A 12384-nucleotide genomic window follows, 5' to 3' on the forward strand; every position below is an offset into this window, starting at 1 on the left:
AATAAAAATTAATGTGCTTCAAGCCAATTTTTACCTTCTCCGATTTCAACAATCAACGGAACATTTGTTTTTATAGCATTTGTCATTTTGTCCAAAATAATGGTTTTGAATGCTTCGACCTCTTGTTTCGGAACATCAAAAACCAACTCATCGTGTACTTGCATAATCATTTTACCTACCAGTCCCTGATGCTCGATTTCCTTTTGTATTGCAATCATGGCAATCTTGATTAAATCTGCTGCCGAACCTTGGATCGGGGCGTTGATCGCATTACGTTCAGCAAATCCGCGAACAGTCATATTTGCTGAATTAATGTCTCTCAAATAACGTCTACGCTTTAAAATTGTTTCAACGTAGCCTTTCTCTTTCGCGGATTCAACGGCGTCGCTCATATACTTCTTGATACCGGTATATTGGTTGAAGTATTCGTTGATGATATCAGCAGCTTCCTTTCGTGAGATGCCTAGATTTTGAGATAAACCAAAGGCGGATTGACCGTATATAATACCAAAGTTTACTGCTTTCGCGTTGCGACGCTGTTCTGATGTCACCTCCTCAAAAGCCATATTATAGACTTTTGCTGCTGTGGCACGATGAATATCATGTCCTTGGCTAAAGGCTTCCAACATATTTTGATCTTTGCTCAACTCTGCGATTAAACGTAACTCGATCTGAGAATAATCGGCGGATAAGATTACGTTATTTTCTGAGCGTGGAATAAATGCTTTCCTCACTTCACGGCCTCTTTCCGTACGGATCGGAATATTCTGTAGATTAGGATTAGTAGAGCTTAAACGGCCTGTTGCAGCGACAGCTTGATTATAGGAAGTATGGATTAGACCGGTTTCTGGATTGATCAATTCAGGTAATGAATCTACGTAAGTTGATTTTAATTTCTGTAACTGCCTAAAATTCAAAATATCCTGAACAATATCTGATTTGTGTGCCAGTGCCAATAAAACATCTTCACCAGTTTTATATTGTCCTGTTTTTGTTTTCTTTGCTTTAGGGTCCAGTTGGAGCTTGTCGAATAGGACTTCGCCTAACTGTTTTGGTGAGGCAATATTAAAGTTCACTCCTGCTTTTTCAAATATAGCATTCTCTAGATCCTTGATGTCCTGTTCCAATGTTTTCGAAAATTCCCCAAGAGCGGGGACATCCACTTGTACGCCATTACGTTCTATTTCAGCAAGAACATATACAAGTGGAAATTCAACATCCTGGGCCAATTTTAGGGTGTCCGTTTCTACCAAAAGAGGGTGAAAAATGTTTTTTAGCTGTAAAGTAATATCTGCGTCTTCTGCTGCGTATTCTTTGATTTTTTCGAAATCAACATCCCGCATATTTCCTTGTTTTTTTCCTTTTTCTCCGATGAGTTCGGTAATGGAGACTGGGGTGTAATTCAGATAGTTCTCCGCAAGTACATCCATGCCATGCCGCGTATCAGGGTCAATGAGGTAATGCGCTAACATGGTATCGAATAAGGCTCCCTGTACCTTAATGCCATATCTTGCCAATAAGAGGATATCGTATTTGATATTTTGACCTATCTTTTCAATTGCTGGATTTTGCAGTACAGACTTAAAGATATCGACGATGTGTTGGGCCTCTTCCCGATTTGCTGGTGTAGGAATATAGTATGCTTTCCCAGTTTCAAACGAAAATGAAAGTCCTACAATATCAGCAAGATTTGCATCTAACCCCGTTGTTTCTGTGTCAAAACAAAAGCTGCTTTTTGAATTGAGTTCCTTGGCGAGTTTTTCTTGTTCTTCGGTTGTATCTACCAGTGTGTATTCGTGTGTTGTATTATGAATATTTTTTAGAACAATATTTTCACTTGATACTGCTATTGCTGTACTTGTTGTATTTGCCGTTGTCTGTGTAGCAAATAAATCCATCTGTCCATTTACAGGGGCATTCTTTTCAAGTATCGAGAAATCGTCTCCAAAAACTCTTTTTCCCAATGTTCTAAATTCCAATTCAGCGAAAAGGGGTTCTAGAATGTCTTTATTTGGATCCTCAAGTTCTAGGGCTTTTTCGTTAAGCTCAACGGGTACATCCAACAAAATTGTTGCTAATTTTTTTGAAATTAATCCCTGTTCCGCGAAATTTTCAACGTTTTCGCGCATTTTTCCTTTTAGCTGATCCGCATTGGCAATAATTCCTTCAACTGACCCAAATTCCTGAACAAGTTTTTTTGCGGTCTTCTCGCCGATACCTGGAATTCCTGGGATATTATCTACGGCATCGCCCCATAATCCTAAGATATCAATGACCTGGTTCACATCTGTGACTTCCCATTTTTCGAGAATTTCTTTGACACCTTGTACTTCAGCCCCATTACCCATACGAGCTGGTTTGTAAATAAAGATATTGTCTGAGACAAGCTGACCAAAATCTTTATCTGGTGTCATACAATAGACCTGGAAGTTTTCTTGTTCTGCTTTTTTCGCTAATGTTCCGATGATATCATCCGCTTCATAACCATCCATCGTGATAATCGGGATATTGAATCCTTCGATCAGGCGGTAGATATAAGGAATGGACGCTGAAAGATCTTCGGGCATTTTTTCACGATGTGCTTTATAGGCTTCAAATTCAATATGGCGCGCTGTAGGAGCTGCCGTGTCGAACACTACTGCTATATGAGAAGGTTGCTGATTTTTCAATACCTCCAACAGTGTATTGGTAAAACCCATGATTGCCCCAGTATTCAACCCTGTCGAGGTGATGCGTGGGGTCTTGTTCAAAGCAAAATATGCTCTATATATGAGAGCCATGCCATCTAAAAGAAATAGTTTTTTCACAAAATTGAATTTTAGTCTCCTTACAAAGGTAAGAAATTCATCAAACCGTAAGTTTAATAAATTTTTCCGATTTTTGTGCTATGACACATTTAATGCAACAGGTTCTATGAGAGGATTGGTAACAAAGTCCACAGGTAGTTGGTATCAGGTTTTGGGCGAAGATGGCAAGAGATATGATTGCCGGATCAAAGGGAAATTTCGTACCAAGGGAATTAAAACGACCAACCCGGTGGCTGTAGGAGACTGGGTGCATTTTGATGTGGAGCCGGATCTTGAAAGTGCTGTCATTCGAGAGCTTGAACCGCGTCGCAACTATATTATCCGAAAATCGGTGAATCTTTCCAAGCAAACGCAGATTATTGGTGCGAACCTAGATCAGGCTTTTTTGGTGGTTACGTTGGCTTCTCCGCCAACATCTTTGGGTTTTATTGACCGCTTTTTGGTAACGACCGAAGCTTATGGGATACCTGCGGTACTTATTTTTAATAAACTCGATCTTTTCAGTGATGAAGGTTTGGAAATATTGGCCGATTATAAAGCTATTTATGAACGGATAGGCTATCCATGCTTTGAGGTATCGGCTTTGACAGGAAAGAATATTGATGTTGTCAAGGAGCTACTTCAGGATAAAATTACATTAGTGTCAGGCCATTCGGGGGTCGGTAAATCTACTTTGATTAATGCTATTGTGCCTGAATATGGTTTGAAAACGGGTGAAATTTCGGACTGGTCAGACAAAGGGAAGCATACAACCACATTTGCGGAGATGTTTGATTTGCCTTTTGGAGGAAAGTTAATAGATACTCCTGGTATTCGTGAATTGGGAATTGTGGATATTGAAAAACAGGAACTGTCCCATTTTTTTCCTGAGATGCGTGCGTTGATGAATCAATGCCGGTTCAATAACTGTCGGCATATCAACGAGCCAGGTTGTGTTATTATGGAAGCCGTTGAGGAGGGAGAGATTGAATCTTCACGTTATGATAGTTATCTCAGTATGTATCATAATGAAGATAGCAGAGCTTAATAAAAAAAGGCTTCCATATGGAAACCTTTTTTTATTAAGTAAGAGTGCTTTTATTTTATAGCCTGGGTCAGATTCATGTAGTCCCTCAGGTAGGTACATTCTCTTGAAGCCATCTTGAAAAAGGGCGTATCCTTATATTGTGTATTTAATTCCTTAAAGTATTTATTTTGTAGTGAAAAGCGGTAAAACGGATTTTTCAATGGGGAGTCATAATATTGCCAGCGTGTTTCATCCGTATAAACAAAATCCTTCTGTTCACATTTTGCGAGCATGAAGGTACATTTGGCCTTAAACTCTTTATCTGAGCTTAGTGAACGGGCTTTGTTATACCAATCTTTTGCTGATTTTGTCTGTAAGTAATTCCGTTGCCAGTGAATTGTTGTGGCAGCATGATTGTCTGAGGATGACCAATCGTACGATACTAGAGACCAGGCGTTTCCGTAGGTGCTGGTCTGATAAATGCCTGTGGCCATCTGAAAGTAATAGTCGGCTTTTTTCTGATTGTTTTTTTCGCTTTTTATGGCATTCTCCAATCGGGCCATACGCTCAGCATATTTTAACTTAGTTGTATTCTCTTTTCCATATTTCTTTGGATAGTCGTTGATGGTGACGATAAATGGACTGGGGATAACATCCGTTTCATCTTCATTGTACGAATTCCTTATTTCCTTTATTTTGTGATCTTTAGGAAGTGCCTGTAATGTTGTTGCCGCTTTTTGAAAATCAAGCTCCCGTAGGTATGCCGTGCCTAGTAGTTCTGTCAAATAATCTCTATTAAAATGCTTGATATCTTCCAATAAAAAGCGGGATAATATATTTTGTTGTGTGTTGTCTGACAGTAGTGCCCTTATTTTTAATAATGTTTTAGGCGTGAGGTTATTTTCCCAAAAATGCATGGTAGACCACTGCATGTTGTCTTCAAGAGAATCTTTGGCGATACCATAATTATAGAAGATGTCGGCTTTAACAGCGGCTAAACTTGCCATCGCCGTATCCTGAGTGTTGAGATAATGTTTGACGACAAGGTTCTGGAGGATATTTCTAGCAATCAGACTGTAATTGCTGTATTCGAAAGCACTATAGCTCCATTCTTTTTTGTTACTTGAATTTTTGCCATCCTGTTTGGCTTTCTGCTCCAGCCACGCTAATGTTTTGACCAGCTTTGGCTGATCAATCTGTTTACTGGTTTGCCAATCGGCTAATTGCGTAAGCAGCACTGTAATCTGATACTGATCGCCCAACCTAGGATTCAATTCATTTTCCTTTACCTGAGCAAGATATTTTTTTGCTAGATCATTTTCTCTATTCATCCAGCTTAAATAGGCTGCTGTAATCAGGCCAAGTTGTGGCTGAACGTATTTTTTGTCTTGATAGAGGTTTAATGCGAAATCGCGAAGTGAATCCAAATGCTGTTTAACGGCGCTTTTGTCTTCATTCTTAGCATAATAGTTGTAGTTTTCGCCATAACCGATATAAAAAGATTCGTTCATCTCGCCTTCTATTTTGTTGACTTCCCTTCCCAGCAGAACTGCATTTACAGTATTGGCCGGGTCAAGCTTGTAACACGCATTTAGATATTTCATGGTACGATCTCCTGTACCGAAACCAATAATGGCATTAATGTTAAAGTTGTCTGCATCAGTGTTGGCGTATTGAAAAATCTCGGTGTCAGAAGCTGTGATATAATGAAAATTTGCGTACGCCAAAACCCGTCTTTCGGGGCTTGCTGTAAATAGCCTGGAGAAAAGGTAGGCCGCTTTAGCCCCATCCCCATTTTTACGGACAGCACCAGCGTAGTTGGAAAGTGCCCAATTTAAGATTGCTTCATTCCCTTTTATAGGTTGTAAGTATTTCTCATAGACAGCAATACTTTTGGCATATTCCTGACCGAATAAATATAAACGAGCGGCCTGATAAGCGTAACGCACAAAAAGGAAACTGTTTTTTTTATGCTTGTTGATCTGTGCTTCTGCGAGTTCGGCATAGTGTACGATCTCTTTAAAATTCCGCGTATCGGGATCCCAGTAATTGTGCTGAACATTGGTAATGGGCTCTTGTTTTTTTGTGAAAACAAAGTAAGCTCGCTCAGGTTCATGTTTACCATCAACTAAGGTTTGTAAAAATGTATTTCTTTTGATAGAATCCGGAAGATTGCTCCAGGATGATCTTTTCTGATTAACGACCAGATCAGACGTTGCTGAGTCGCTGTAGTACATCAATTGTTCGATATCTTTTACATTTACACCTGACCCGAGGTGTTTAGCCCAAGTTTCGCTGTTGACGATGCTTTCCTTGACTGGAGCTTCTTCGGTATAAAGAAATTGATAGGGGATGTATTGAAATGCAGAAAACCCGTTGTCTTCAAGATTCGGAAGATAGTAAGTTGTTTGGTTGTCATAGGGATCCACTTCGGGCCCACAAGCGATATTTGTTGCAATCTCCCCAAAAAAGAAAGCGAGGGTGGTGCTAGAAAGCACGAATAATTTCTTGTAACTCGGCATTGCCATGATTTGCTAATGTAGCTTGATCTAAATGATAAAAAATAATCTGATGTTTTTTTCCTTTCAGTTCTCCCCTCAAAAATTTTGCCGTTTGCAAAAGATCTTCTTGAGTTACCTGCTCAAATCGGACAACATCTCCTTTTTTGAGGTTTGCTTTTGGAAGGTCGGTAATTAAAATATATAAATTACTTTTTGGGTTGCGTGTAAATATGGCTTTATTATTGATATCCTGTTCACTAATATATTTTGAAATGCCAATGTAACTATTGTTTCTAAAAACCACAAACCACTGAAATAAAGGAAGTGCAATATCCATTTGCATTGGATAATTGCGTAATGTACCACTTAAATATGTCTTTAGATCCTGTTGATTCAGAATGGAGTTTTGGTTTCCAAACTGGCGTAAATTGCCCATGTTGTAGCACATTAAAGTCACTTTCTTTACTGGTGGAATACCGCTTGTAACCGTATTCTTAACTTGATGTAATCTTAAGGTTGAGCTAATAATAACATCTTTTAAATCAGGCAATTCTTGTAGGTAATTAAGCAAGTAGAAGAATTTGTCGCGTGATGTCTGTGTCCAATCACAGTCCAATTGCAATTCGTTGAATTTTTCTTTGCCAGCCTGCTTAATTTTTGCGGAGACAAATGGGACAATCTTATTGGCTAAGGCCCTTATCTGTAAGCTGTCCATTTCTGAAAAGATGCGCTGATTGATAAATACGACTGGTATTAAAGCTTGTTCTTTAGGTACAGGCTGGGAGAAGGTAATGGGGCTAATGGGAACAGCCTGAACACCGGAAGGATCAAAGTCTATATCCATAATTCGTGTATATATGGACTTAGCAGCGACTTCTTTTAGCGCACGGTGTTCTACAGTATCAAGTTGAAAGACTGTTTTCCAAAAATAGAAGCCTGTTTCGGGTTTGGAATTTGAACAGGAATTGAATATAAGTAGCCAAAACGGTACAAGAAATAAGAAAAGTCGTATTCGGAGCTGCATATTTGCTTTATTTAGTAGTATTTGAAACAAAAGGGGAATTGATCTTGTTTGCTATTCAATAAATAAAGACTAAATTACAAAGAGATTGTGACTTTATGAAGCCTATTTTTAAGTGGATCATTGGAATTGTTGTGTTTATCCTCCTGGCTCTGACTGGGAGCATTATGTATTTTAGCAATAAATGGAAACCGTTGTTAGATACTAAAATAAAGCAGCTGGTTTTGCAAGCTACAGACAGTCTGTATACAGTTCACTACGACGATATTCATGTTAATCTTGCGCTGGGAAATCTAACCATAGATAACCTTCATTTAATTCCAGATAGTGTTGTGTATAAAAAATTAGAGCTTATGAAAAAGGCTCCGGATAATCGATATGCAATAATCATTAACAAGCTTAAGATTAAAAGCTTTGGCATCCGTAAGGTCTTAATGGATAAAGAGCTTTTCCTACACGATGTCACCGTAGATACGCCAATGATACATATTATCAATGAGGTGCATAGTTATAACGATACTGTAAGTCAGGGGCCTAAGAAACCCTTGTACGAAAAAATAAAAGATAATTTAAAGAAGATTCATGTTGAGGCTGTCAATTTGAATAATATTGATTTTAAATATACGCAAGTACAAAAGGGTGTTCATCAGGATTTTGAGATAAAAAGGGTGAAAGTGCGGATTGATGATGTCCTTATTGATTCAACTTCGGAACAAGACAGACAACGTTTTTATCATACGAAGATGATAGATATCGAAGTGCCTGGTTTTACTTATAAAACTCCGGATGGTTTTTATAAAATCAATTTTGATAAACTTAATATCAATAGTAGAGACAGGAATGTTCTCCTGACCAAGGTCGCTTATCAACCGACATTAAACAAGGCGGCCTATTATAAGAAGAAAGGGGAAGGTGGAAGCTATGTTGTCTTTAAAATGGACACCTTGCAACTGGCCGGGTTCAATTTTGGGCAACTTTCCAGAGATAAAAAGGTTTATGCACAAAAAGCATTCTTAAAAAATGGGCAACTTTCCATCTATAGCGATAAGCACTATAAGAGCGCTGCTACCCGACAAATAGGAAATGCACCGCATATGAAATTGATGCAAATGTCAACTAGAATGGGAATTGATTCGCTGATTCTGGATAATATTGGTATTTCCTATTCTGAGATGAGTGATCAATATAGCCAAATCGGAACTATTACTTTTGATCATACCTATGGTACCATATTGAATGTGACAAATGATTCGACAAAGTTACTCAAGCAAAAGCTTATGCGTGCTAATGTGAGCACTAATTTTATGAATTCAGGAAAGCTCTTGACCAATTTTGTCTTTGATATGACCTCCAAGGTTGGCGCTTATACCTATAAGGGTAGTCTTGGGGAGATGGATTTAACCGCTGTCAATAAAATGATTCGACCATTGCTGAATGTTGAGGTTAAATCCGGTAATCTGAAACAAATCGTATTTGATGTATGGGCTAATGACTACAGGAGTAAGGGGACATTTAAAATGGATTACAATGATCTAAAAGTTAATATACTGTCTGAAACAGGTGATGACGGACGTAGAGAAAAGAAGGGCTTTCTTTCATTTATGGTCAATCAGGTTTTATTTAATCCGGGAAACCCAGACCTTTATGGTAAATATACTGTGGGGCATATCAACAAACATCGAGATCCCTATCATCCCTTTTTTAAGGCAATGTGGCAAAGTTTGCTGATGGGAATTAAACAATGTGTCGGTTTAGGGCCAGAGCGCGAGGCAAAATTGATGAATACAGCGGATCGTGTTGAGAAGGTAGTGAGTGGTGTGGAGAAAGCGAAGAAATTATTCTCAGGGATATTCAAAAAACATAAAACCGCTGAAGAGCTGCTAAAAGAAGAGAAGGAGGAAGAAGCAAAAGCGGCTGCCAAAATAGAGGAAAAGCGAAAACGGGATCGAGAGAAGGCTGAAAAGGAATTAGAGAAAGAAAAGCCTGGGGATTAAAAGTGGAGATGTAGCGAAAGACATTGGTAGATTCCGTTTCACGTGAAAATAAAATGCTTTTAGGGGATTAGACGTTGATTGATTTTTGAATAAAGGCAAATTTATCTTAGTTTGCGGTTTATAATGGTAGATTCTATATTAAGTTTTGTTCGATTTGTTTTCAAATATAAAAACGGTCTTGTAGATAAGATCATGTTCTATGTGAGCATGATTTGTGCTGCGATAGTTATTTTCAATGTTGGTTATGTTACAGATCCAACTTTGGGTATTTTGCTAGGTAAAACCATTCACTACCTATTTTTCGTGCTTTTCTTTATGATTGCATTGCGGGAATCTTCATCCATCTATGCCCTGAAGAAAATTGCTGTTGAACATTATTCTGGGTTGTTTATCCTGATTTACTTTATTTTTATTTTGATTGCCCGTTTTGCTAGGATTGATGCGTTATCGGTCTTTTCACGCGAACAGTGGATTTATTTAGGGATTTATATTATTTTTATTGCCGAATTATCAAAAAGCACACTCTTTTTCGATAATTTTTATTTTAATCCCACCATACTATTTGTCATCAGCTTTCTTGTGCTTATCCTAATAGGGACAGTCCTATTGATGCTTCCGCGAACAACGATTGAAGCTCCGCTCAGTTTTGTCGATGCCTTGTTTATGGCCACTAGTGCTGTTTGTATAACTGGATTGTCCGTAGCAGATATTTCCACCAACTTTAGCATGTTTGGTCAGACAGTTATTATTGTATTGATACAGGTTGGTGGATTGGGAATTATGACTTTTACAGGTTTTTTTGGTTATTTTTTCTCCGGTGGATTTTCATTTAAAAACCAACTGATGTTTGGTGAGATATTGGGCGAAAATAAAGTGGCCTCAGTCATTAAAACATTGTTGACCATAATATTTATTACACTGTTGTTTGAATTTCTTGGTGCATTATTGATTTTTAGTACCTTGGAAAGAACTAACTTCCCGAATATGGGTAGTATGATTTTCTTCTCAATTTTTCATTCCATTTCTTCTTTCTGTAATGCCGGATTTTCTATTTTGTCTGGAGGAATTACCAATGATGCCTATAAGTTCAACTATCCATTTCAATTGGCTCTTTCCGCGTTGTTTATTCTTGGGGGATTGGGTTTTGGAATTGTGCTCAACTTTTATACCTATATAAAGGAATCTATATTACTGTGGTACCACCGTTTGATCACGAAGAAAAATTACAAACATAAAGCCTGGAGTTTTAGCTTCAACTCCAAGTTAGTTCTACTTTGTAATGCGATTATTATTGTTGCTGCAACACTATTCTTTTACTTTTTGGAACGGAAGAATACGCTTTCCTTAGAAAAGGGCTTAGATGGCGAATGGGCGACGTCTTTTTTTATGGCAAATGCCGCGCGTTCTGCAGGTTACAATAGTATTGATTTAAGTTTTGTTGGAGCTCCAACTATTTTTCTGATCATGTTACTGATGTGGATAGGGGCCTCTCCGGGGTCTACTGGAGGCGGAGTTAAAGTGACAACAGTAGCACTTTCTATTATAAATATTATTTCTTTAGCAAAGGGTAAGGAATATATTGAAATTTTCAAACGAAGAATAGCAAGCGAATCCGTCAATAAGGCTTTTGCAATCATTTTATTATCGTTTATTGTCGTTGGGCTCAGTTTTTTTGTCCTTATTTTTACTGATCCAGATAAAAGTATGAAAGATTTGTTGTTTGAGTCGTTATCGGCATATACGACCTGTGGCTTGAGTTTGGGTATTACACCTTCCTTAAGTATGGGAGGAAAACTGATCATTGTGGTGACCATGCTCGTTGGTCGTGTAGGTATGTTAACATTATTGGTTGCCTTTATCAAAAATACGACACGTCGGAATATTATATTTCCGGAAGAGAAGATCTTGTTTTAAATGCATTCTTTTTTTTACACATAAATTTGGAAGAGAAGAGGTTGATTTAATAGTATGCGATGCGATTGTACTTGTAAATGCAATAAATTTATCTTAGTTTGAGTTATGAAGTATATTGTTTTAGGGTTAGGGCATTTTGGGCGTTCATTGGGTGTTCATCTTACTGAACTCGGTCATGAAGTGATTGGAGCAGATAAAAGTCTAAATATAGTGGAGCAGCTCAAAGATAAGATCACACATACTGTATGTTTGGATACAACAGATCGGGAGGCTGTATCTTCACTGCCTTTGAAAGATGCACATGCTGTCATTGTCGCTATTGGGGAAGATGAGGGAGCTTCTCTCATGACTGTAGCGCTCCTAAAACAATTAAAAGTAAAGCGTATAATTGGCCGTATCGTATCCGATTTGCAGAAAACAGTTCTGGAAGCAATGGAGATCAATGAGTATATTATGCCAGAAGAAGAGGCTGCAGAGCGCTTGGCGATGCGGTTGGACAATATCGATATTGTTGATTCCTTTAAGGTTTCAGATCGGTATTCTATTGTTGAAACAAAGGTTCCACAGCGTTATGTTGGTATGACGCTACGCGAGGCTAATCTGACGAATCTTTATAAAATTATTGTGCTGACCACAGTGAAAATTACAGAGACAAAAAAAGACGGAATCACCAAAGAGCAAAAGGAAGCATCTGGTATTGCCACATCTGAAACGGTCATGGCGGAAGGGGATATCTTAGTTGTTTTTGGTGAATTATCCAATATCAATAAGTTAATTCAAAAAGGAGAATAAAATTATGTTATTAACAACAACAAGTGTTATCGAGGGACACCAGATCGATCGTTATTTGGGGATTGTTTCTTCAGAGGTTGTTTTGGGAGCAAATGCCATTAAGGATATGATGGCTGGATTTAGAGATTTTTTTGGTGGTCGATCCAATTCCTATGAGCGGGCGTTTCAGGAGACTCGTGAGGCTGCGTTGCGTGAGTTAGAAGATCGCGCGAAAGCATTGGGAGCTGACGCAGTCGTTGGCGTACGATTGGATTTCCAAACTGTTGGAACAGGGGGAATGATGATGGTAGGAGCAACGGGGACAGCCGTTAAAATGAAATAAACTCAAGATAGCCCTAATATAATTAGG

At 38.3% G+C, this 12384-nt stretch carries 8 protein-coding genes; 5 read left to right on the forward strand and 3 right to left on the reverse strand.

Annotation, left to right across the window (positions count from 1 at the left end):
- Window positions 1-8: 8 nt before the first annotated feature.
- Window positions 9-2807, reverse strand: a complete 2799-nt coding sequence (polA, locus tag M2408_RS03890) for a DNA polymerase I (protein ID WP_259179464.1) — start codon at window positions 2805-2807, stop codon at window positions 9-11.
- A 106-nt stretch (window positions 2808-2913) separates the two neighbouring features.
- On the opposite strand from polA, the gene rsgA reads away from it, so the two are divergent.
- Window positions 2914-3834 carry a ribosome small subunit-dependent GTPase A gene (gene rsgA, locus M2408_RS03895; protein WP_259179465.1) on the forward strand — a complete coding sequence of 307 codons (921 nt, stop codon included), beginning with the start codon at window positions 2914-2916 and terminating at the stop codon, window positions 3832-3834.
- A gap of 50 nt (window positions 3835-3884) precedes the next feature.
- On the opposite strand, the gene M2408_RS03900 is transcribed toward rsgA, so the two are convergent.
- Complete coding sequence (locus M2408_RS03900; protein ID WP_259179467.1) at window positions 3885-6341, reverse strand: hypothetical protein; 2457 nt, start codon at window positions 6339-6341, stop codon at window positions 3885-3887.
- Window positions 6301-7338 carry a hypothetical protein gene (locus tag M2408_RS03905; RefSeq protein WP_259179469.1) on the reverse strand — a complete coding sequence of 346 codons (1038 nt, stop codon included), beginning with the start codon at window positions 7336-7338 and terminating at the stop codon, window positions 6301-6303. Before M2408_RS03905 ends, M2408_RS03900 begins: the two co-directional genes overlap by 41 nt.
- A gap of 95 nt (window positions 7339-7433) precedes the next feature.
- On the opposite strand from M2408_RS03905, the gene M2408_RS03910 reads away from it, so the two are divergent.
- The 4 genes from M2408_RS03910 (at window position 7434) to M2408_RS03925 (ending at window position 12357) form a co-directional block, all read left to right on the forward strand.
- Window positions 7434-9329 carry a hypothetical protein gene (locus M2408_RS03910; RefSeq protein ID WP_259179470.1) on the forward strand — a complete coding sequence of 632 codons (1896 nt, stop codon included), beginning with the start codon at window positions 7434-7436 and terminating at the stop codon, window positions 9327-9329.
- Between the two features lie 123 nt (window positions 9330-9452).
- The gene (locus M2408_RS03915; RefSeq protein ID WP_259179471.1) at window positions 9453-11243 is read left to right on the forward strand and encodes a TrkH family potassium uptake protein; all 1791 of its coding nucleotides are present in this window, start codon (window positions 9453-9455) and stop codon (window positions 11241-11243) included.
- A gap of 105 nt (window positions 11244-11348) precedes the next feature.
- On the forward strand, window positions 11349-12035 hold the full coding sequence (locus tag M2408_RS03920; RefSeq protein ID WP_259179472.1) for a TrkA family potassium uptake protein: 687 nt from the start codon (window positions 11349-11351) through the stop codon (window positions 12033-12035).
- Between the two features lie 4 nt (window positions 12036-12039).
- Window positions 12040-12357: a YbjQ family protein gene (locus tag M2408_RS03925; protein WP_077437339.1), complete on the forward strand. Its 318-nt coding sequence runs from the start codon at window positions 12040-12042 to the stop codon at window positions 12355-12357.
- The last annotated feature ends 27 nt before the right edge of the window (window positions 12358-12384 follow it).

The sequence above is a fragment of the Sphingobacterium sp. BIGb0165 genome, from assembly GCF_024810095.1.
Classification (GTDB): Bacteria; Bacteroidota; Bacteroidia; order Sphingobacteriales; family Sphingobacteriaceae; genus Sphingobacterium; species Sphingobacterium detergens.